This is a genomic window from Sphingobium sp. CFD-1 (assembly GCF_024611115.1).
GTDB lineage: Bacteria > Pseudomonadota > Alphaproteobacteria > Sphingomonadales > Sphingomonadaceae > Sphingobium > Sphingobium baderi_A.
The window spans coordinates 2,131,424-2,151,798 of sequence record NZ_CP084398.1; the positions used below are offsets into that span (position 1 = coordinate 2,131,424).

The 20,375-nt window shown below is 64.6% G+C and carries 19 protein-coding genes and 1 tRNA gene; 7 read left to right on the forward strand and 13 right to left on the reverse strand.

Annotated features, from left to right (window positions below; all coding sequences use genetic code 11):
- Nucleotides 1–32 precede the first annotated feature (32 nt).
- The 7 genes from LDB26_RS10835 to recG all read right to left on the reverse strand — a co-directional run bounded on the left by LDB26_RS10835 (nucleotide 33) and on the right by recG (nucleotide 6,488).
- Nucleotides 33–728, reverse strand: coding sequence for an ATP12 family chaperone protein (locus LDB26_RS10835; RefSeq protein ID WP_257538381.1), 696 nt, complete (start codon nucleotides 726–728; stop codon nucleotides 33–35).
- A complete protein-coding gene (locus LDB26_RS10840) occupies nucleotides 725–988 on the reverse strand; it encodes a hypothetical protein (protein ID WP_062066512.1) in 264 nt (87 codons plus the stop codon). The genes LDB26_RS10835 and LDB26_RS10840 overlap by 4 nt, the downstream gene beginning before the upstream one ends.
- Nucleotides 981–1,643 (reverse strand): HAD-IA family hydrolase, encoded by a 663-nt coding sequence (locus LDB26_RS10845; RefSeq protein WP_257538382.1) that lies wholly within the window; start codon nucleotides 1,641–1,643, stop codon nucleotides 981–983. Before LDB26_RS10845 ends, LDB26_RS10840 begins: the two co-directional genes overlap by 8 nt.
- Nucleotides 1,643–3,025: an RluA family pseudouridine synthase gene (locus tag LDB26_RS10850; protein ID WP_257538383.1), complete on the reverse strand. Its 1,383-nt coding sequence runs from the start codon at nucleotides 3,023–3,025 to the stop codon at nucleotides 1,643–1,645. The genes LDB26_RS10845 and LDB26_RS10850 overlap by 1 nt, the downstream gene beginning before the upstream one ends.
- Nucleotides 3,022–3,405: a fluoride efflux transporter CrcB gene (gene crcB, locus LDB26_RS10855; protein WP_062066522.1), complete on the reverse strand. Its 384-nt coding sequence runs from the start codon at nucleotides 3,403–3,405 to the stop codon at nucleotides 3,022–3,024. The genes LDB26_RS10850 and crcB overlap by 4 nt, the downstream gene beginning before the upstream one ends.
- 51 nt (nucleotides 3,406–3,456) lie before the next feature.
- Nucleotides 3,457–4,203, reverse strand: coding sequence for a hypothetical protein (locus tag LDB26_RS10860; RefSeq protein ID WP_257538384.1), 747 nt, complete (start codon nucleotides 4,201–4,203; stop codon nucleotides 3,457–3,459).
- Nucleotides 4,204–4,424: 221 nt separating this feature from the next.
- Nucleotides 4,425–6,488: an ATP-dependent DNA helicase RecG gene (gene recG, locus LDB26_RS10865; RefSeq protein ID WP_257538385.1), complete on the reverse strand. Its 2,064-nt coding sequence runs from the start codon at nucleotides 6,486–6,488 to the stop codon at nucleotides 4,425–4,427.
- Between the two features lie 144 nt (nucleotides 6,489–6,632).
- Between recG and LDB26_RS10870 the strand changes: the two genes are divergently transcribed.
- The 4 genes from LDB26_RS10870 to LDB26_RS10885 all read left to right on the forward strand — a co-directional run bounded on the left by LDB26_RS10870 (nucleotide 6,633) and on the right by LDB26_RS10885 (nucleotide 11,736).
- Nucleotides 6,633–6,896: a succinate dehydrogenase assembly factor 2 gene (locus LDB26_RS10870; RefSeq protein ID WP_257538386.1), complete on the forward strand. Its 264-nt coding sequence runs from the start codon at nucleotides 6,633–6,635 to the stop codon at nucleotides 6,894–6,896.
- Between the two features lie 109 nt (nucleotides 6,897–7,005).
- Complete coding sequence (gene mfd / locus LDB26_RS10875; RefSeq protein WP_257542079.1) at nucleotides 7,006–10,482, forward strand: transcription-repair coupling factor; 3,477 nt, start codon at nucleotides 7,006–7,008, stop codon at nucleotides 10,480–10,482.
- A gap of 119 nt (nucleotides 10,483–10,601) precedes the next feature.
- Entirely contained in the window at nucleotides 10,602–11,012 is a 411-nt protein-coding gene (locus LDB26_RS10880) for a hypothetical protein (RefSeq protein WP_257538387.1), read from the forward strand.
- Nucleotides 10,984–11,736: a TorF family putative porin gene (locus tag LDB26_RS10885; protein WP_306812026.1), complete on the forward strand. Its 753-nt coding sequence runs from the start codon at nucleotides 10,984–10,986 to the stop codon at nucleotides 11,734–11,736. The genes LDB26_RS10880 and LDB26_RS10885 overlap by 29 nt, the downstream gene beginning before the upstream one ends.
- Here LDB26_RS10885 and LDB26_RS10890 read toward each other — a convergent pair.
- Complete coding sequence (locus LDB26_RS10890) at nucleotides 11,725–13,740, reverse strand: bifunctional diguanylate cyclase/phosphodiesterase (RefSeq protein WP_257538388.1); 2,016 nt, start codon at nucleotides 13,738–13,740, stop codon at nucleotides 11,725–11,727. The genes LDB26_RS10885 and LDB26_RS10890 overlap by 12 nt on opposite strands.
- A gap of 121 nt (nucleotides 13,741–13,861) precedes the next feature.
- Between LDB26_RS10890 and moaA the strand changes: the two genes are divergently transcribed.
- The 3 genes from moaA (at nucleotide 13,862) to LDB26_RS10905 (ending at nucleotide 15,801) form a co-directional block, all read left to right on the forward strand.
- Nucleotides 13,862–14,875, forward strand: a complete 1,014-nt coding sequence (gene moaA, locus LDB26_RS10895; protein ID WP_257538389.1) for a GTP 3',8-cyclase MoaA — start codon at nucleotides 13,862–13,864, stop codon at nucleotides 14,873–14,875.
- Nucleotides 14,872–15,648, forward strand: coding sequence for an NAD kinase (locus LDB26_RS10900; protein WP_257538390.1), 777 nt, complete (start codon nucleotides 14,872–14,874; stop codon nucleotides 15,646–15,648). The genes moaA and LDB26_RS10900 overlap by 4 nt, the downstream gene beginning before the upstream one ends.
- Before the next feature lie 78 nt (nucleotides 15,649–15,726).
- Nucleotides 15,727–15,801 (forward strand) — tRNA-Asn (locus tag LDB26_RS10905).
- On the opposite strand, the gene LDB26_RS10910 is transcribed toward LDB26_RS10905, so the two are convergent.
- The 5 genes from LDB26_RS10910 to LDB26_RS10930 all read right to left on the reverse strand — a co-directional run bounded on the left by LDB26_RS10910 (nucleotide 15,787) and on the right by LDB26_RS10930 (nucleotide 20,182).
- A complete protein-coding gene (locus tag LDB26_RS10910; RefSeq protein WP_257538391.1) occupies nucleotides 15,787–16,830 on the reverse strand; it encodes a recombinase family protein in 1,044 nt (347 codons plus the stop codon). The genes LDB26_RS10905 and LDB26_RS10910 overlap by 15 nt on opposite strands.
- The gene (locus LDB26_RS10915; protein WP_257538393.1) at nucleotides 16,778–17,149 is read right to left on the reverse strand and encodes a BON domain-containing protein; all 372 of its coding nucleotides are present in this window, start codon (nucleotides 17,147–17,149) and stop codon (nucleotides 16,778–16,780) included. The genes LDB26_RS10910 and LDB26_RS10915 overlap by 53 nt, the downstream gene beginning before the upstream one ends.
- Entirely contained in the window at nucleotides 17,121–17,876 is a 756-nt protein-coding gene (locus LDB26_RS10920) for a sensor histidine kinase (RefSeq protein WP_257538395.1), read from the reverse strand. Before LDB26_RS10920 ends, LDB26_RS10915 begins: the two co-directional genes overlap by 29 nt.
- A gap of 147 nt (nucleotides 17,877–18,023) precedes the next feature.
- The gene (locus LDB26_RS10925; RefSeq protein WP_222885600.1) at nucleotides 18,024–19,148 is read right to left on the reverse strand and encodes a VIT1/CCC1 family protein; all 1,125 of its coding nucleotides are present in this window, start codon (nucleotides 19,146–19,148) and stop codon (nucleotides 18,024–18,026) included.
- A complete protein-coding gene (locus LDB26_RS10930) occupies nucleotides 19,145–20,182 on the reverse strand; it encodes a zinc-dependent alcohol dehydrogenase family protein (protein WP_222885599.1) in 1,038 nt (345 codons plus the stop codon). The genes LDB26_RS10925 and LDB26_RS10930 overlap by 4 nt, the downstream gene beginning before the upstream one ends.
- Between the last annotated feature and the right edge of the window lie 193 nt (nucleotides 20,183–20,375).

Below are 20,375 nucleotides of genomic sequence, written 5' to 3' on the forward strand. Positions count from 1 at the left end.
ATGGACGAAAAGGCAGGTTGGTTCCCAGCCCGTCAGGCTCGCGTCAACGCGCAAAAGGCGCAGTTCGTGGAAAATTGTTCCCGGCGAAGGGCAGTGCGGGCGGCGGCTTCGGCATCCTCGCCCCATTGCTCGACCTGCCAGGCTTCATCGATCTCCGCCGCCGCCCAGACGGCTTCGGGATCGTGCGCGCCATCCACCACCGCCAGCCCGCAGACCAGCGATCCGCTGAGCGTCACCAGCGTCGAAAGGCCCGCCAGCGTGAAGGGATCGAACGCCGCAACGGTTGTCGCGAGCCGCTCCAGCGTTTCGGGTGGTTGCGCGATATGGATGATCCCCTGCGTCACGCGAAAGGTCACGTCATAGCGCGTCCGCGCCCAATCCAGCAGCGGATTCCAGGCCGCTGCCTGCCGCGCGACCAGCCTATCCGGTCCCTCCGCGCGATAGCAGAGCAGGTCCGTTTCGGCATAACGGGCGACACCGGCGGCAAAGGCTTCGCGAGCGGGCGCGATCTGGTCGATGGCCGCATTAGCCAGCCCGGTAAAGGGCATAGCGCGCGGGTCGATGCTGTCGCCCTGTCGGCGCCATTCCTCCGCCACCGCCTGCGCCAGCGCGGCATTGGGCAGCGACAGAAGGGCGCGGGCGGGCGTCCTTACAGGGCGGCCGTCCAGCTGAATTTCGAAGCCCGCATCGCCCGGAACGATGGCGGCATCCTTGTAGAAGCGCCTCATTTTGGCGGGTGCCGGCGAAAAAGACTGAGCAGCAGGCGCGGCACGATCATATATTGGAACAGGCCGACGATGACGAAGATCAGGCCCATCGCCTTGGCCTTGCTCCCCTGCACCCAGGAAAAACGCTCCATCAGGATCAGGATGCCGAACATCACGACAACCGCGCCCGACAAGCGGAAAAGGCCGATGGCGAAAAACCGCTGGCGTGCGACTTTTTCGGGATCGACCGGCGGCGGGGGTGGGGGCGTCATGTCATCCATATGCGCCGATATGGCCGTGCAATTCGCCGCTGTCCATCGCCACCGCGACGGCACCGGCCGCGATCAGCGCGTCCGGCGCATGATAACCCCAGCCCACACCGATCGTGCGAACGCCCGCCGCAAGGCCCATGTCGATGTCGAACACCGTATCGCCGATCATCACCGTGCTTTCAGGGACCGCGCCCGCGTCGGCCATGGCGGCCCGCAGCATGGAGGGATGCGGTTTGGAGGGATGACGGTCCGCGGTCTGGAGCGTCACGAAATGCGCGGCGATGCCATGATGGGCAAGACAGAGGTTCAGGCCCCGGTCGGACTTGCCCGTCGCCACGCCAAGCAGCCAGCCATCGCCGTCTAACCGGGCGATGAGATCGGCCATGCCCGGATAAAGCGGTTCCGATACCGCATTGTCCCGGCGCATCTGCTGGAAAGCCAGCTTGTAGCATTCGGACAGGTAATCGTGAAAATCCGGCTCCGCATCGGGAAGCAGGCGGGCGATGGCATGGGGCAGCGACAGACCGACCACCGACAGGATCGCCAGACGATCCGGCGCGGGCAGTTTCTGATCCTCGAAGGCGCGGGCCATCGCCGCGCAGATGCTGTGCTGGCTGTCGACCAGCGTGCCGTCGCAATCGAAAACCGCAAGCCGGTTGCTCATCAGCGCCTTCCGGGGCCTTTCGCATCGCCAGCGCCGCGCGAGCGCCGTTCGCCCCGCCGCTCCTTGCGAACCTGCTTGGCGTGTTGGCGGGCGAACTTCTTTTCGTCCTCGCGCGTCACCTTGCGTTCGATCTCATCGTCCAGCGGCAGGTCGCCCGCCGACAGGTCGAAGCCCAGCGAAACGAGGCTGGCGGCAAAATGGTCCGGCAGGTCCGCCTTCACGTCGATCCGTCCGCCATCGGGATGATCCACCCGGATGCGGCGGGCATGGAGGTGCATCTTGCGGCTGATCGAGCCGGACAGGAACGCGTCCTTGCCGCCATATTTGCCGTCGCCGACAATAGGATGGCCGATCGCCGCCATATGGACGCGAAGCTGGTGGGTGCGGCCGGTATAGGGTTGCAGTTCGATCCATGCGGCACGGTTCCCGGCGCGCTCGATCACGCGATAACGCGAGCGGGCGGGCAGGCCTTCCGCCTCGTCCACATGCATTTTCTCGCCGCCCGTGCCCGGTTGCTTGGCAAGGGGTAGTTCGACCATGCCATCCGCGATGCTGGGGACGCCCATGACGATGGCCCAATAGACCTTGCGCGCGGTGCGACTGGAGAAGGCCTTGGCGAAATGCGCCGCCGAACGGGACGTGCGGGCGATCAGCAATGCGCCAGACGTGTCCTTGTCCAGCCGGTGCACCAGCTTGGGGCGCGTCTCCAGATCGAACATCAGGCCGTCGAGCAGTTTGTCGACATGATCGTCGGTCTTGGTGCCGCCCTGCGTGGCGAGGCCGGGCGGCTTGTTGATGACGATCGCCTGCGCGTCGCGATGGATGACCATTTCCTGCGCGAAGGCGACCTCATCGGGCGTCAGGTCGATGACGCGGGCGCGCTTGGGCTTGTCGGAGGCCGCGGCCTTCGGCTCGGCGGGCGGCACGCGGATCAGTTGTCCCTCGGCGATGCGGTCGCCCGGCGCGGCGCGCGCGCCATCGACGCGGAGCTGGCCGGTGCGCGACCAGCGCGACACGATGTTGAAGCCGACATCGGGCAAATGGCGCTGGAACCAGCGGTCGAGGCGGATACCGTCATCGTCCGCGCCCACCCGATATTGCCGCACGTCGAGCGTCACGCCCTTGCCGGACGCGGCCTTTGCCGGTGCCGCTGCGGCGGCGGTTTCGGGCCTGGACCGGGGCTTGGCAGCAGGCTTCGACTGCGGCCTGCGGGCGGGTTTCGCGCCATCGGACTTGCGCGCCTGCGCCGCCTTGGCTCCGCCGCGCGCGCGACCGGGCGCATCCTGCCCGCCGGGCTTGCCTGTGCCGCCCGATTTCCCCGCGCCACCGGACTTGCCGCCGCGCGAAGGGCCGGAAGGCTTGCCGGGAGGACGCCCCTTCATGCGACGCTCCGCATGAACAGGAGGCCGCCCGCCAGCGCACCGATCGCGCAGACCACGGAAAACAGCGCATAGCCCAGCGCCATCGCTCCCTGCCCGCGCTCTATCATCAACATGGTTTCCAGACTGAAGGAGGAAAAGGTGGTGAAACCGCCCAGCAGGCCAACGCCCAGCAACAGTCGGATCGGTTCCCCCGACCCAGTGCTGAACCGCGCCAGCCATCCCGCCAGCAGGCCCATGGCGAGGCCGCCCAATATATTGGCGGCAAACGTCCCCCAGGGCCAGGCCGCGCCCGGCAGCATGTGCCCGGCCAGCCGCCCCAGCAGGTAACGCAGCGCGGAACCGACCGCACCGCCACCCATGACGAGAAGCAGATTATTCATGCCGCCCGCCCTAAAGGGAAAACGCGGCAAAGGAAATGGCGCTATGGGCTACTATTTCCCGTTGTCGGCGATGATATCGACATTCGTCCTGCCACCAGGCGCATCGGTGAACAGCAGGAAATAGGCTGCACGGTCATCCTTGCGCGTGCCGCCCAGCACATTGTCGCCGTCGATGATGCGATGTTCCGCGTCGAAACCGGCCCGCCGCGCCTGCGTGAAATAGTAATCGATGACGCTCTTTTTCGGCACCGGCGTGGTGAAGCTGGCGGCGCGCAGGGTGCAGCCGTCCTTCTCCGCGCCCGCTGCTTCGAGCAGTTGCGCGCCGGGATAGAGGGTGAAGGGTTCGGGCAGGCGTTGCGACCACTGCATCCCGTAAACGAGCTGCTTGCTGCAATTCTTGCCGCCGGTCCGCTGCGCCTGTTCGCGAGCCAGCGCGCCGAGCGTCACGGTCGATTCCATCTGTCCGCCCTGCGCCGGAGCGGGCGCGGCGAGCAGCTTGCCGCCCGCGCGTTGTACCGCTTGCGCCAGCGCCTTGGCCGCATCGCCCGTCAGCACCGGAAGCGCGGCATTGGCGGGCTTGTCGGCGGGACGCACGGCGTTGCGGTTGGACTGGCCGGTGAGTTTCGGATCGACGACGATCTGGTCGGCGAGCGCGCTCTTGAGCGCGGGATCGACCATATTGTTGGTGAGCTGCGCGTCGAGCGCGGCGAGATTGGCGTTCTTGTCATCCTTGCCGCATGCGACGAGCGGCAAAGTCATAAGCATAGCAGCCGCGCAACAAGACCGGGAAAACGCCATAGCTTCACTCCTTCGTAAACGAGGCATGAAGAACGGAAGTTAATTTTCCGTTAGGACTATTGGTGAATCGCGGGAAATTTTTGGCGATGCACTGCAAATATGCGGCGGTGTCCGGTTTGGGTGGTTTGCGGGCCGTACGCTTATCTCCCATACATCGTGCTCCTGCCTTCGCAGGAGCACGGCTTGCTTAACGGCAAAGCCGCCACCGTCATCCCGCCCCCTCACCCGCTCCGCAGCAAGCCCACAGCCGCGTCGCGCTCGAACAGGTAGAGGCAGGTCCGCGCCGCCTGCCCCCGCTCCTGCGCCAGCCCGCCATCCCGCTCCATCAGCAGGTGCGCGTCGTCCCGCGCCGCATCGATCAGGGCGGACAGATGCTCGGGCGTCGCCAGCTTCAATTGCGCCTCCCCCGACTGCCGCGTGCCCAATATCTCCCCCGCGCCCCGCAGCCGCAAATCCTCTTCCGCGATCCGAAAGCCGTCATTCGTCTCCCGCATCAGCGCCAGCCTTGCCCGCGCCGTTTCGGAAAGCGCGCCTCCCCGCAACAGCAGGCAGACCGAAGCCTTGTCCCCGCGCCCCACGCGCCCGCGCAACTGGTGCAACTGGGCCAGGCCAAAACGATCCGCCCCCTCGATGATGATAAGGCTGGCATTGGGCACGTCCACGCCCACCTCGATCACCGTCGTCGCCACCAATATCTGCGTCCGGTTGGCGGCAAAGGCGTCCATCGCCGCGTCCTTGTCCGCCCCCTTCATCCGCCCGTGGACCAGGCCGACCCGCTCGCCAAAGCGCATCTTCAGCGCCTCCGCCCGCGCCTCGGCCGCGGCCTGATCGCTTGTTTCGCTTTCCTCGACCAGCGGGCACACCCAATAGGCCTGCCCACCCCCTTCGACATGGCGGGCAAGCGCCTCCACCACTTCCTCCAGCCGCTGCGAAGACATGACGAGGGTCTGGATCGGCTGGCGGCCCGGCGGCATCTCGTCCAGCCGCGACACGTCCATTTCGCCATAATAGGTGAGCGTCAGCGTGCGCGGGATAGGCGTCGCGGTCATCACCAGCAAATGCGGCGTCCGCTCCGCCTTGGCCGCCAGCATCATGCGCTGCGCCACGCCGAAGCGATGCTGCTCGTCGATCACCGCCAGCGCCAGATTGCGATAGCGCACCGCCTCCTGGAAAATCGCATGGGTGCCGACCAATATGTCGATGCTGCCGTCCGCCAGGCCCATCAGCGTGGCCTCGCGCACCTTGCCCTTCTCCCGCCCCGTCAGGATGGCGATCTCCACCGGCAGGCCCGCGACCATCCGCCGCAGCCCCTCATAATGCTGTCGCGCCAGTATCTCGGTCGGGGCCAGCAAAGCCCCCTGTGCGCCCGCCTCAACGGCGTTGAGCAGCGCCATCAACGCCACCAGCGTCTTGCCCGACCCCACATCCCCTTGAAGCAGCCGCAGCATCGGCACGCCCTGCGCCATATCGCCCTCAATCTCGCCAAAGGCCCGCCGCTGCGCCCCCGTTGGCGCAAAGGGCAGGTTCAGCATCGCCCGCAAGCGCCCATCCCCGGCAATCGGCACGCCCCGCCGCTTGCGCGAGGATTGCCGCACCAGCATCAGCGCCAGTTGCCCGGCGAATATCTCGTCATAGGCCAGCCGCTCCCGCGCCAGAGCATCGGACGGGTCGGCATGGGCGCGGGTCAGCGCCTCGCGCCAGCCGGGCCATCCCTTGCGCGCCAGCAGGCTCGGTTCGATCCATTCGGGCAATTCCGGCGCGCGGGCCAGCGCCTGCCCCGCCAGATCGCGCATCCGGTTGTTGGTCAGCCCTTCGGACAGCCCATAGACCGCCTCCCGCGCCGGCACCGTCTCCGCTTCCTCCGGCGGCAGCACATAGTCGGGATGCACGATCTGGAGGTTATCGCCATAACTCTCCAGCTTCCCCGATACGAAGCGCGGCTCGTTCAGCGGCAACAGCTTGCGCGGCCATGCGCTGTTCCGCCCGAAATAAACGAGGGCGACCGCATTGCCGTGCCCATCCACCGCCTGCACCCGGAAGGGTGCCCGCGCGCTCCCGCTCGCCCGGTAATCCACCGGCGTCAATTCGATCCCGATCACTCGCCCGGCATCCGCCATGCTGAGTTCGTCGGTCAGCCTGCGGTCGATGAAACTGACCGGCAGATGGAAGGCCACATCGACCGCACGCGCCAGCGCCAGCCGCTCCAACGGCTTCGCCAGCGAGGGTCCGACGCCTTTCAGGGCCGATATTTCGGCAAAGAGCGGATTGAGAATATCGGGTCGCATGTCTATCTGACGTCGCTCTAGAGCATTTTCGAGCCGGAGGGTATGTCCGGCGACTCGGAAAATGCCTCCAACAAAAACACCAGCCGGGACGGTGGCGCAAACATCCGATCGGCGCATTTGGCTTGCCCGTTAAAGGAACACATCATGAACGACAATCCCCAGATGCGCCGCATCCAGTTCCGGGCATGGCATCGCGGCACACGGGAAGCGGACTATACGGTCGGCGGCTTCTTCGACCGCTATCACGCGACGTGGAGCGAAGAAGAAACCGCATGGTTCGAGCGGTTGATGGAAGAACAGGATGCCGACATCATGGGCTGGGCCATGGGCACCATTCCTGTGCCCGATGAATGGCAAGGCCCGATGATGGACCGCTTTCTCAAGCTCGATTTCGTAAAGGTCGTCTAATCACAGCGCATCCACGCGCTCCTGCGAAGGCAGAAGCCCAGTTCAGACCTTGGGCCCGGGCCCCTGCCTTCGCAGGAGCATGATTGAGCCGAAAGACAATATTCCCCATATGACCGACCTCCCCAAAATCCTGAAGGCGAAAGCCCCGCTCACCCTCTCCGGCGTCCCCGCGGGTTTCCAGCCCTGGCTGCTCGCCGACATGGCCCGCGCAGCCTTCGGTTCGGGGGAAGGCCGCGCTTTGTTCATCGCCCCCGACGATGCGCTGATGCGCGCCGTCGCCGACACCGCCCATTATTTCGCGCCAGAGATTGAGATCATCGAAATCCCGGCCTGGGACTGCCTGCCCTATGACCGCGCCAGCCCGTCGCTGCGTAGCGCGTCGGCGCGGCTCGCGGGCCTTCACAGGCTTCAGGACACGCCCAGGGGGCCGCAACTCGTCGTCACCACCCTCAACGCGCTGACCCAGCGGACGCTGACACCCTTCCGCGTCCGCCAGCTTGTCGCAAAGCTCGCGCCCAAGGAACGGATCGCCATCCAGCGGCTTGCCGACATGCTGCAAACCAATGGCTATGTCCGCACCGACACCGTGCACGACCGGGGCGAGTTCGCCATTCGCGGCGGCATTGTGGACCTCTTCCCCGGCGGCGAGGAACAGCCCCTGCGCCTCGACTTCTTCGGCGATGAGATTGAGACGGTCCGCCGTTTCGATCCCGCCGACCAGCGCACCACTGGCAGCGTTAATGGCTTCACCCTCCTCCCCGCCTCCGAAGCCTTGCTGGACGAGGAAACGATCAAGCGTTTCCGGGGCCGCTATCGCGAAACCTTCGGGGCGACCGCAACAGGCGACCCGCTCTATCAGGCGGTAAGCGAGGGACGGCGGCTGGCGGGCATGGAGCATTGGCTCCCCCTGTTCGAGGAACGGCTGGTCCCGCTCACCGATCATATCGGCGCGGATACCGTCATCATCCTCGACCATGGCGTCGCGGGCGCGGCGGAGGCTCGTTTCGAGGCGATCCGCGACTATCACGCCAACCGCATCGCCGCGAAATCCTCCGACCCCGGCGCCTATCGCCCGCTGGAGCCAAAGGCGCTCTATCTGGACGCGCAGGAGTGGGAAGCTGTGGCCCGCGACTGGCCGATGCACGCGACCACGCCCTTCCATGAGCCGGAAAGCGCGGCCGTCATCGACTTCAACGTCGATGGCCCCCGCGACTTCGCCCCCGAACGCGCCCAGAATGCGAATATATACGAAGCTGTTGGAAAACATATCGCCGCCCTTCAGCGCGATAGGAAAAGGGTGATCATCGCCTCCTATTCGCCCGGCGCGCGCGAACGCCTGTCCGGCCTCCTCGCCGACCACGGCGTCAAAAGGCTGGCGGCCGCCGACGACTGGCAGGAAGCCCTCGGCCTCGCCGCCACCGGCGCAACAACGCTTTCAGTTCTTCATCTCGATCATGGTTTCACCACGCCCGATGTCGCCGTCCTCACCGAACAGGACATGCTGGGCGACCGCCTCGTCCGCCGCGCCAAGCGCAAGAAGAGCGCCGACGCCTTCCTCCAGGAACTGGCAACCCTCTCCCCCGGCGACCTCGTCGTCCACCGCGACCACGGCATCGGCCGCTATGAGGGGCTGACCCAGATCCCAGTCGCCAAGGCCGCGCATGATTGCGTCGCGCTGGAATATGCAGGCGGCGACAAGCTCTACGTCCCGGTCGAAAATCTCGAAGTCCTCTCCCGCTACGGCTCCGAGAGTGATGGCGTCACGCTCGACCGCCTGGGCGGCGAAGCGTGGCAGCGGCGCAAGGCGCGGATGAAGGAACGCATCCGCGAGATCGCAGGCGAACTCCTCAAAACCGCCGCCGAACGCGCCCTGCGCCCCGCAATCGTCGCGGAGCCGGATGCGGCGGGCTATCCCGCCTTTGTCGACCGCTTCCCCTATCAGGAGACGGACGATCAGGACCGCGCCATCAGCGACGTGGTCGAGGATCTGGGCGCGGGCAAACCGATGGACCGGCTCGTCTGCGGCGATGTTGGCTTCGGCAAGACCGAGGTCGCCCTGCGCGCCGCCTTCGTCGCGGCGATGGCGGGGATGCAGGTGGTGCTTATCTGCCCCACCACCCTGCTCGCTCGCCAGCATCACATGAATTTCGTGGAACGCTTCCGCGGCTTCCCGGTCAATATCGGCCGCCTCTCCCGCCTCGTCCCCGACAAGGAGGCAAAAGCCGTGAAAGCCGGTTTGGCGGACGGCACCGTCGACATCGTAGTCGGCACCCATGCGCTGCTCGCCAAGGGTCTGGAGTTCAAGCGCCTCGGCCTCGTCATCGTGGATGAAGAACAGCGCTTCGGCGTCACGCACAAGGAACGGCTCAAGAGCCTCAAGACCGACGTGCACGTCCTGACGCTGACCGCCACCCCCATTCCCCGCACGCTCCAGATGGCGATGTCGGGCCTGCGAGAACTCAGCGTCATCCAGACGCCGCCCGTGGATCGCCTCGCCGTCCGCACCTATATCATGCCGTGGGACGCCGTGGTCATTCGCGAGGCGCTGTTGCGCGAACATTATCGCGGCGGGCAGAGCTTCTTCGTCGTGCCTCGCATCTCCGATCTTGCCGACATAGAGGAATATCTGCGAACCGAAGTGCCCGAAGTCCGCCCCGTCGTCGCCCATGGCCAGATGGCGGCGAGCGAGGTGGAAGAACGCATGTCCGCCTTCTACGACAAGCGTTACGACGTGCTGCTGTCGACCACCATCGTCGAAAGCGGCCTCGACATCCCCAGCGCCAACACGCTCATCATCCACCGCGCCGACCGCTTCGGCCTCGCCCAGCTTTACCAACTGCGCGGGCGCGTGGGCCGGGCCAAGACGCGGGCCTATGCCTATTTCACCACGCCCGCCAATCGCGTCATTACCGAAACGGCGGAAAAGCGGCTGAAGGTGCTGTCCGACCTCGACACACTGGGCGCAGGGTTCCAATTGGCTTCCCACGATCTCGATATTCGCGGGGCGGGCAATTTGGTGGGCGACGAGCAGTCGGGGCACATCAGGGAAGTCGGATTCGAACTTTACCAGTCGATGCTGGAGGACGCGATCATGGAGGCAAAGGCGGGCGGCGTCGGCCTCGAACGCCCGCGCGACAGCTACTCGCCACAGATCAGCGTCGATGCACCGATCATGATCCCGGACGATTATGTTCCCGATCTCGACCTCCGCATGGGCCTGTATCGCCGGATCAACGAAATGGAGGATCGGCAGGGCCTCGAATCCTTCGCCGCCGAACTCATCGATCGTTTCGGCAAGCTCCCCGCGCCGACGCAGAACCTGCTCAAGATCATCGAAATCAAGCAGAATTGCCTCAAGGCGAATATCGCCAAGATCGACGTGGGGCCGAAGGGGGCGCTGGTCAGCTTTCATGAAGACCGTTTCCCCAATCCGGCGGGCCTCGTAAGCTATATCCAGCGTCTCGATGGCGTAGCGCGGCTTCGTCCCGACAGCAAGGTCGTGGTCAACCGCTTATGGGCCGATCCCGGCGCACGGCTCAACGGCGCGCTGCAATTGTCCAAAGGGCTCGCCAAGGCGGCAGGCTGACGATTGTATGAAGAAGGCAGGACTTTGTTATCGCCCAGCAAAAGAGCAGCAACAGTCCTTTCCTAAATCCTGCGTGGACGATCGGGCAACATAGCCCGGCTTCGCAGCAGGAGAATGACATGAGTTTAACCCTTATCGCGCTCGCGGCGGCAGTCGCGACGCATACCGTCCAGATCGACCATCGCGGCGCGCCGGTCGAAGCGACCTATGCCGCCCGCGCCGACATCAAGACGCGCACGGTGGGCGCGCACACGCCCAACCGCGCCGACATGCGCCGCTGCCATTGGAAAGCGACCGTCATGGTCGACCGCCAGTTGAGCCATAGCCCCCCCCTGACGCGCGCCATCCCTACCGACCGCGAATTTTCGGGCAGCGAGGCGGGCGCCTGCACCTCTGGCCGTGACATCGGCGTGCGCCAGATGGCAAAGTATCAGGATCAGATCCGCGTGCATCTTATGACGGTTGCACAGCAGGACCATGCGCCGCTATTGGCGGAGCTTGATGCCATTTACAATCTTGCCTCGAATTGATCGGATGGATTGGGCGGCGCTCGCTTGCTGCGCTATCGCCGCGACAAGTGCCGCTCCGGTTCACGCCCAATATGTCAACGGCCTGTCCGCCACAGTGGAGGTCGCCAGCGACGAACGCCGTCGCGGCATCAGCTGGAGCGACGGCGATCCGGTACTGCGCGGCACCTTGTCCTTGCCTGTCGCCGAGGGCCTCAGCCTCGACGCCGCCGCTGTTTCCCTCTGGGGAAGCGACCGGCATGGCGGAGCTGACGGCGTGGCCGATGTCGGGGTGACCTATGTGCGGCAGGTCGGCGGCTGGCGCCTGTCCGCCGAGGGGCGCTACCATCTGTTCCCCGGCTCTTCTCATCAGGGCTATGGCGAACTGGGGGCCGGAGCGGGATTTCTGATCGGACCGGCCAGCATCGACCTCACCGCAAATTATGCACCGACGCAGTCGTCCATCGGCGGCGACAATCTGTATATTGCCGCCTCCGCTGCCATCGGCGTGCCGGGGACCCCGCTCACCCTGTCAGCACGCATCGGACGATCATCGGGCGATGTGGACGATCCGGCCCGTGCCGCGCGCCTGCGGCCGGACGGCGCCTATTGGGACCATGGCGTCAGCATCGACTATCTGCAAGATCGCTGGTTCGCCGGGCTTCGCTACGCCAACAGCGACATTGACGGCCCCGGCAGCGCGCATACCGGCGCGACCCTGATCGCGCGTTTCGGCCTAAGCCTGTAACACCAGCGCCACAAGCTCGTCGGACGACACGCCCGCCGAGCGCAGGAATCCCTGATAAAAATCGCAGCCTTCATGGGCGAGCAGATTCAGTTGCTGCTCGGTTTCGACACCCTCCGCGATCACCCGCAGGCCAAGGGATTTCGCCATGTGGATGACGCCCCGCACGATGATCCGGTCCCGTGCCGTACCGGAAATATCCTGCGCGAGGCCACTGTCGATCTTCAGATAGTCGAGCGGCAGATTTTTGAGATAGGCAAGACTGGAATAGCCGGTGCCGAAATCATCGATCGCGACAGCCAGTCCTTCGGCCCGCAACGCCGTCAGCAATGCGGCAGCGGCGCTCACATCCTCTATCAAGCCGCTTTCCGTGATTTCAACCGTCAGGCGGGATCGGGGAAAGCCAGTCCGGTCAACCAGATCCAGGAACTCCAGCAGAAATCCGGGCTGGGCAATATCCGCCGCCGTGACGTTCAGCGAAAGGCGCAGGTCCGACAGCGCGCGCGGCCATGCGGCGGCCTGCCGCAGGGCTTCCGCCTGAATATGCGCGGACAGGGGTAGCATATAATCGGACCGTTCCGCCGTCGTGAACAATATCCCGGCGCCCAACGGCCCATATTGCGAATGATTCCAGCGGGCGAGCGCCTCCACGCCGATAATCCGTTCCTGCCCCACAGGATATTGTGGTTGAAAGACAATGCCTATCTCCCCCCGGTCGAGCGCCAGACGCAAATCCGTTTCGAGCTGATCGGAATCGACCTGGCGGCTGCGCTTTTCCGCGGAAAGGATGCGTATCCCTTCCCCGTCCGTTCGCTTGGCGTCCGCGAGGGCCGTTCCCGCCCGCTTCAACAATTGCGTTGCATCATCCTCCGGACGGGATTGGGCGATGCCACAGCGCGCCGTCAGACGGATGAGATGATCGCCCGCGCTGAAAGGCCTGCCGATCGCTCCGATGATCTGACGTGCCAGAAACGTCGCCCGGTCGCGCTCGGCTGCTTCCCCAGTCAAGCCGACCAGAAATTCAGTGCCTGCGATGCGCGCGACAGTCGCGCCCTGCGCCACATCGTCCACCACGCGCTCGATCCGGCGCGCGATACGTCCCAGCAGAGCGTCGCCCACCACCTGCCCATAGGCCGCGTTCATTCGGTCGAACTGGCTGATCGAAAGCAACAGGATCGTCGTCGCCAGCCCCGCCCGGCCATCCAGCCATTCAAGCGCGGCCTGGCGCGAACGCAGTCCCGTCAGATAGTCACGACCGATGCCGTCCTGTTCATGCCCGCCATGCAACCATTCAACATCCGCCGCCGGCGCGCCATCCGCATAGCGCAGATGATGAACCAGCCTGTCGCCCGCCCGCTCCGGCACATCATGCGCGAAGGCGGCGGAACGGCCGGATCGCTTCAATCCCTCCAATGCGGCCAGCGCCGCACGCCTTTCCGGCCGCGACAGGCGGCGCAGCAATTTGGACGGCGCCATATACTGATTCGGCAAGTCCAGTTGCCGAACCAGATTTTCGCTCAACCGCAATGCGCCGCGCTTGCGATCCATTTCCCAATACAGCGCGTCGCCTCGCCGAATACGCTGGGCGCGACTGCTGTGCATCGCGCCGCCGCCCAGCCGCTCGACCAGCCGCTCGGCCGACCATAAGGTCGCCGTCAGGCTGGCCTGGGTGAAAGGTTCGGTCAGGAAATGCGTCGCGCCCGCCGCCAGCAATGCGGGGATCGAGCCTGTGTCTATGGCGTCCACCAGAACGATCAACGCGCCACCACCCGCCACCGTAGCGGGCACCAGCGGCGTCAGCAGCTTTTCAAGCTCAGGCCCTTCCCGCATGTCGATCAGCACGATCTGCGCCTCGCTCCGCAAATAACGTTGGGGGGCGTCCGACGATCTGCGTGCGCCGATGGCATGCCATCCGGCCGCCTGCACGGCATGGCACAGCCTGTCCCGGTCATGCGGAGACAGAATGAAAACACTGCGCTGCCCATCGGGCGCGGCTGAACCGCTCACACAATCGACTCCTTGAGGACGCGCATTGCATCCCCTTAACAGCAATCGGTTACTGACCTCTTGACCGTCCCGCAACTGGCAGCGCTTGCACCTGCCCGATGCATCGCCTAGCTAAGAGGTCATGGCCATGGTCGATCTTTCCCGCGCGCCCATGACTGACGGCCTCGGCCGCCGGATCGATTATCTGCGGATATCCGTCACCGACCGCTGTGACCTGCGCTGCCGTTATTGCATGGCGGAGCGCATGTCCTTTCTACCCAAGAACCAGGTGTTGACGCTGGAAGAAATCGCCCTGTTGGCGGATCTTTTTATTGCCCGCGGCATCAGGAAGATCAGACTGACGGGTGGCGAGCCGCTGGTTCGACGCGATATGCCCGATCTGGTCCACCGGATCGGGCGTCATCTGGGCAAGGGTCTGGACGAACTTACACTCACCACCAACGGCACGCGGCTGGCCGGACATGCCGCTGCTTTGCACAATGCTGGCGTTCGGCGCATCAATGTCAGCCTGGACAGCCTTTCACCCACATGTTTCGCGCATATCACGCGTGGCGGCGATATCTCCAAAGTGCTGCAAGGGCTGGATGCCGCGCGCGAAGCGAGCCTCGCCGTCAAGATTAATATGGTCGCGCTCAGAGGCGTGAACGAACATGAAATTCTACCTATGCTCCAATGGTGCGACAGCCAGGGTTTCGATCTGACCCTCATCGAAACCATGCCGTTGGGCGATACGGGTGAGGATCGCACGGACCATTATCTGCCGCTGACGCAGGTGATGGAGCATATCGGGCGGCACCATGTACTGAAGGCTCTGCCTCATCGAACGGGCGGCCCTGCACGCTATCATGCCGTGGAAGGCATGACCGCACGCCTCGGGCTTATCACGCCGCTCACCAATAATTTCTGCGCCGACTGTAACCGGATGCGTATGACATGCGAGGGCAAGATATTCATGTGCCTGGGACATGAGGATCATGTCGATTTCCGCGCTGCGCTGCGCGAAGGCGGTCTGGATGCGGTTCAGCCGTTGATCGACCGTGCCCTGCGCCTAAAACCCGCGCGGCATGATTTCCGAATCGGAGCGGACGCTCCAGCCGCCGCTGTTAACCGTCATATGAGTGTTACGGGCGGATGAGCGGCGAAGTGCGGCGCGCCCTCGTCGCGTCTCCAACTCCGGCGGCCAAAGCGGCCGAAGAGCGGCTGCGGGCCACTTATGACTTCGTGCCGCAAGACGAGGCGAATATGATCGTCGCCCTGGGCGGTGACGGCTTCATGCTCCAGACGCTGCATTCCATGCTCGAAAGCCGCCGCATCCTACCCATTTTCGGCATGAACCTGGGCACTGTCGGATTCCTGATGAACGAATGGCGGCTGGAACGGCTCGAGCAGCGGATGCATTCCGCCAAGGCGTTCAAGGTCACGCCGTTACGGATGACTGTGGACACGGTGGATGGCGAGCGCTTCTCCATTCCCGCCATTAACGAGGTATCGCTGCTGCGCGAAACCCGCCAGACCGCCAGACTGGAAGTTGAAGTCAACGACCGCACGGTCCTGCCCGAACTCGTATGCGACGGCGTTCTGGTTGCCACCCCCGCCGGATCGACGGCTTATAACCTGTCAGCACATGGGCCCATCCTTCCCCTTGGATCGGGCCTTGTCGCTTTAACGCCGATCAGCCCCTTTCGCCCCCGTCGCTGGCGGGGCGCCATATTACCGGAAAGCACGACGATCCGCTTCACCGTACTCGATCCCGTCAAGCGTCCCGTCAGCGCCGTGGCGGACCAGCGTGAAGTCCGCGACGTCGCGCGGGTGGAGGTCGCCATTGATCGCGCGACCCCTCTGACGCTGCTTTTCGACCCGGAACATACGCTCGACGATCGCATTGCCGCCGAGCAGTTCATAGCCTGAAATTTTCACGGATTAGCGCTTGCCATTCCACGAATCTCGCTGCTATAGGCGCGGCCTGCCCGGCGAAGGCTAGGCTGCTCCCCGATAGCTCAGCGGTAGAGCATTCGACTGTTAATCGAATGGCCGTAGGTTCGAATCCTACTCGGGGAGCCAACTTGAAACTCCAGAGCCACCCGACCCGGTCGGGGGCTCGGCGGGCGGGGCTCCAGACACAATTTTCTCAAGTATATCAAATGGTTCGCGGAAGGTGACCGTCAGCTGGCCGTTTGCCCACGTGCTGTTCAAAACCAACAGATTCAAAGCGATGTTTTTGCCGTTTTGTGACTGTAGGTTGAAGGTTGAGTGAGCCTTCCGAGCAAGATTCAGCAGCGCGATACCATCGTCGACGAAAGCGTCTTCCGCATTGTGGAGGGCATCTAGTCGCCGTAGACAGACCGCCCGCTCTTCGCGCCACGTCGCTGCCATTCGATCATGCATGTCGCTCGATATCCGACCGTCAAGATTATCGACATAAAGAGTGTCCAGGCGGTGCTGTAGCCGATCGGCGGCTGCCCGCAGTCGGGCAATCGCCTCAACCCGCTCCCGGCTCTTATCTGTATGAGATTCGCGAATAGCCCGCTCGATGAGCGAGAAGACCTCGTCATCCATGTGCAAACGGGCGAGTTGCTCCGAAAATGCCTTTGCTAAGGCTTCCTCTCGGACGTACTTCTCCGGGCATTTCTGCTTGAATCCGGAACAGTGGTAATAAATGTAGCGGCCACGCTGCATCTGAGCCACGACCGCACACCCACAGTGTCCGCACGTGATAAGGCCCGTGAACGCAAATCGTAATGGCTCGGCACGAACATTGCTCGCGCTGCGACCGTCCAGAACCTCCTGGACGTTCTCCCATGTCTCACGGGTTACGATCGGCTCATGGGTCCCCTGAAAAAGGCGTCCTGCCCACTCGAAAGCCCCTGCGTAGAGCCGGTTCCGAAGCATGTAGTGGATTGTGCTGATTCCAACCGGCCGTTGGCTGCGACGATAGCGGAGGCCGGCAGATCTCGCTTTTTGTGTAACGTCCTTCAGAGCATAATCGCCAGTCTCGAACCATTCGAAGACGCGGGTTACGATGGGTGCGAGGTCGGGGTCAGGAACGATAATTTTCTTCCCAAGAGGCCCGACGACGTTGAGATACCCCATGCTCGACCTTCACCGCGATCTTGTCGTCGGGGATCGAGACGTTCCAGGCGAACATGTCGAGGATGCGCTTGGCGATTTCATGATCGGCGGTCTTCGGATCGGAGGCGAAGCGCACCTTGATCTCCTCGGCGATTGCCTTGACCCCAGCAACGCGCCGGGTTGCCTTCTCCGCCGCCATCTTCTGCGGATAGCTTTTGACGAATCCGGAAAGGGTGACGACTCCATCGGTCACGGCCACGCCGATATCGGCCTGGTCGATGCTCGGCTCCCATTCCAGCTCATCGAGGACATCACGCTGTAATTGACTGTCGCTTTTCATGTCTGATCTCCTTGGGGGTCTTTCTATTCCACCGGGCGAGGGCCGTCGCGGAGGTCTCAGCGCCGGCGACCTTGAGGACCAGCGGTAAGTTCAGGGAAGCGATCGTGCCGCTGTTCTCGCGGCTCCGGATCCGCAGACGGCCATGGGCGCTCTGCGCGAAATGCCGGACGCGGCCGAGGCCGGTGCCGGTCTCGGAGAACTGCTCCAGTCGATGCAGCGCCCTGTGGAGTTCGGCGGCGCTCATGCCGCGCCCATTGTCGGCGACGATGAGCCGGACGCGGCCTCCGAGCCGTCTGGTCCGGATCCGGATGACGCCCGGTCTCACCAATGCCGCGCAGGCGTTGGAGATCAGCTCCAGGATCACGGCGTCCAGATCGGCGGGATCGAGCTTCACGGGCAGTGAGCCGACGGCCGGTTCGAACCGGATTTCGACGTGCCGGCCGGCGCGCGCGCGCATCAGCGACCCGAGACCGGCGAGATGCTCGTTGAGGTCGAAGCGCGTCGCGGCGCCTCCCGATCGGCCTTGCCCGAGCATCGCGCTGGTAAGTCGTCCCCCGCGCAACGCGGCGTCCTCGATCGCGTCGAGCAGTAATGTCCGCCGATCGCCCGTCGGCCTGTCGTCCAGCATGTGCCGCGCGGAGGCCACGACGCCGAAGAGGTTGCGCAGATCGTGAATAGTCTCGCGCGTGGATATATCCGGATCCCGGTGAAGTGAGACACTGTGCATGGCGCCCTCCGTTGACGCATTTCTTGTCCCTCTCAGGAAGCGCCCGGAGAATCGGGAATGTTACTTAGGGGTCGATCCCCCGTGCTCGTGTCCTTCCATATTGATGTTTCACGCCGCGGGCTCTTGGCGACGGCTTTATCGTGGCCGTCAGCCGAGCGACACGCCGACGATTGCCCCGGCACCATAGGTGACTGCGGCCGCGGCAATCCCGATGACGAGTTGGCGCGCCGCCGAGAACAGCGCGGAACGGCCGGTGAAAAGGCTCGTGCCGGCGCCGATCAGCGCGAGGGCAAGACCGCTGGCGGCCAGGCTGGCGATCAGCGCCGGTCGCCCCGAGAGCAGCAGGAACGGCGCGACCGGGATGATCGCGCCGGTCGCAAAGAGCAGGAACGACCATGTCGCGGCCGTCCAGGCTGACCCGCCGAGCTGATCCGGATCGATCCCGAGCTCCTCGCGCGCCAGCGTGTCGAGCGCGGTTCCTTCATTGCTCAGCAGTCGCTCCGCCAGCGCGCGTGCCTGCGGTTCGGAAATGCCCTTGGCCTGATAGATCAGGACCAGCTCCTCCTTCTCTTCCTCGGGAACCTCGCGCAATTCCTCTGCTTCGGTCTCGATCTGGCTCTGATAGAGTTCGCGCGAGCTTGTAACCGACAGCCATTCGCCCATCGCCATCGAGCAGGCGCCCGCGACAAGACCGGCAAGTCCCGTAAGCAGCAGCGTATTGTCCGCCACGGCGGCGCCGGCCACCCCCATCACCAGGCTGAGATTGGAGACGAGACCGTCATTGGCCCCGAGCACGGCGGCGCGCAGGGTGTTGCCACCGCCGCGGTGGCGTCCCTCGAGGAGCGCGATCGTCGGTCCTGAAAGACCTCCTCTGCCGGCGGCGGCCCGCATCAGCACGGCATGCGATCGCTCGTCGCCCGGAAGCCCGGCGGCCTTCGCCTCGGGCTGAGCGTCATAGGCTGTGCTGCCGCGCGCCTCGCTGGCCGCGATCGCCGGCAGGACGAAAGCCGGTCCGAATCGCTTCGCCAGCCAGGAGAGGATGCGTGCGCTTGCCGAAGGCGCGGGCGAGAAATGACCGCCGTCCGCTTCGATCCGCTTGCGCCAGAACTCGCCATGGGCCTGCTCGACAGCGGCGAGCCGGTGGAACACTTCGGCGAGCTTCGGGTCGGCCTCGCTCTCGGCCAGCGCCGCATAGACCGCCGCGCCGTCGACCTCGCCCTGGAGATTGGAGCGATAGCGCGGCAGGGCACCAGGGTCGGTCCCGGTGGTCAAGCTTCTATGATCACTTTCAGCGCCTGGGTCGCGGCGGCGCGGCTGAAGGTATCATAGGCGTCGAGAATGTCCGCCAGCGCGAAGCGATGCGTGATCAGCAGCTTGGGATCGATCTTCTTCGATTGGACCGTCTTGAGCAGCATCGGCGTCGTCGCGGTGTCGACCAGCCGCGTCGTGATCGAGATGTTGTGCGACCAGAGCCGCTCCAGATGGAGATCGACCTTGGAGCCGTGGACGCCGATATTGGCGATTACGCCGCCCGGCGCGACGATATCCTGGCACAGCAGGAAGGTGGCGGGGACGCCCACGGCCTCGATCGCGGCGTCGACGCCGCGTCCCTCGGTCAGCGCCTTCACCGCGTCCGCCGCTTTCCCGTCGGCGCTGTTGACGACATGCGTCGCACCAAAACGGCGGGCGACTTCCAGCCGGTTGTCGTCGAGATCGATCATGATGATCTGGGCGGGAGAATAGAATTGCGCCGTCAGCAACGTCGCGAGTCCGATCGGACCCGCGCCGACGATGGCGACGCTGCCCCCCGGCGCGACCTTGCCGTTGAGCACGCCGCACTCGAAGCCGGTCGGCAAAATGTCGCTCAACATCACCAGGGCCTCCTCGTCGGCGCCTTCGGGGATTGGGTAGAGGCTGGTGTCGGCATGGGGGATGCGGACATATTCGGCCTGGGTGCCGTCGATCTCGTTGCCGAGGATCCAGCCTCCCGTCGTGCAATGCGAATACATGCCGCGACGGCAATAGTCGCACCGGCCGCAGGCGGTGACACATGAGATGAGCACGCGGTCGCCCGGCTTGAAGACGGTGACGCCCGCGCCGATCGCCTCGACCACGCCCACGCCTTCATGACCGAGAATGCGGCCCGGCGCGCAGGTCGCGACGTCGCCCTTCAGGATATGCAGGTCCGTCCCGCAGATCGTCGTCCGCGTAATGCGGACGACGGCGTCGCCGGCATCACGGATTTCAGGCTTGGGTCGGTCCTCGAGCGCCTTGGCGCCAGGACCCTGATAAACGAGCGCTTTCATGAACAAACCTCTTTGTGGTGAAATGTCGGCGTGCGCCCTGGGCGCATCCCTCCAGGGCCGATGATCAAGTCCCGCGATTTGAACCCGGACTCGCGCCGAACCTATCCGTAAATCAACGGAGGGGGCGAATCCTGTCGGCGTCGCGTGACATCCGACGGGTTTCGGCTTTCCGTGGGGCTGGCCAAAGGCGAAT

Excerpts from the sequence above, each read along its gene's own strand:
- LDB26_RS10840 (WP_062066512.1), bottom strand. The coding sequence starts at position 988 with ATGGATGACATGACGCCCCCACCCCCGCCGCCGGTCGATCCCGAAAAA.
- recG (WP_257538385.1), bottom strand. The coding sequence starts at position 6,488 with ATGCGACCCGATATTCTCAATCCGCTCTTTGCCGAAATATCGGCCCTG.
- LDB26_RS10860 (WP_257538384.1), bottom strand. The coding sequence starts at position 4,203 with ATGGCGTTTTCCCGGTCTTGTTGCGCGGCTGCTATGCTTATGACTTTG.
- moaA (WP_257538389.1), top strand. The coding sequence starts at position 13,862 with ATGGCCATGGTCGATCTTTCCCGCGCGCCCATGACTGACGGCCTCGGC.
- LDB26_RS10910 (WP_257538391.1), bottom strand. The coding sequence starts at position 16,830 with ATGGGGTATCTCAACGTCGTCGGGCCTCTTGGGAAGAAAATTATCGTT.
- LDB26_RS10835 (WP_257538381.1), bottom strand. The coding sequence starts at position 728 with ATGAGGCGCTTCTACAAGGATGCCGCCATCGTTCCGGGCGATGCGGGC.
- LDB26_RS10900 (WP_257538390.1), top strand. The coding sequence starts at position 14,872 with ATGAGCGGCGAAGTGCGGCGCGCCCTCGTCGCGTCTCCAACTCCGGCG.
- mfd (WP_257542079.1), top strand. The coding sequence starts at position 7,006 with ATGACCGACCTCCCCAAAATCCTGAAGGCGAAAGCCCCGCTCACCCTC.
- LDB26_RS10885 (WP_306812026.1), top strand. The coding sequence starts at position 10,984 with ATGCCATTTACAATCTTGCCTCGAATTGATCGGATGGATTGGGCGGCG.
- LDB26_RS10850 (WP_257538383.1), bottom strand. The coding sequence starts at position 3,025 with ATGAAGGGGCGTCCTCCCGGCAAGCCTTCCGGCCCTTCGCGCGGCGGC.
- LDB26_RS10920 (WP_257538395.1), bottom strand. The coding sequence starts at position 17,876 with ATGCACAGTGTCTCACTTCACCGGGATCCGGATATATCCACGCGCGAG.
- crcB (WP_062066522.1), bottom strand. The coding sequence starts at position 3,405 with ATGAATAATCTGCTTCTCGTCATGGGTGGCGGTGCGGTCGGTTCCGCG.
- LDB26_RS10870 (WP_257538386.1), top strand. The coding sequence starts at position 6,633 with ATGAACGACAATCCCCAGATGCGCCGCATCCAGTTCCGGGCATGGCAT.
- LDB26_RS10845 (WP_257538382.1), bottom strand. The coding sequence starts at position 1,643 with ATGAGCAACCGGCTTGCGGTTTTCGATTGCGACGGCACGCTGGTCGAC.
- LDB26_RS10930 (WP_222885599.1), bottom strand. The coding sequence starts at position 20,182 with ATGAAAGCGCTCGTTTATCAGGGTCCTGGCGCCAAGGCGCTCGAGGAC.
- LDB26_RS10880 (WP_257538387.1), top strand. The coding sequence starts at position 10,602 with ATGAGTTTAACCCTTATCGCGCTCGCGGCGGCAGTCGCGACGCATACC.
- LDB26_RS10915 (WP_257538393.1), bottom strand. The coding sequence starts at position 17,149 with ATGAAAAGCGACAGTCAATTACAGCGTGATGTCCTCGATGAGCTGGAA.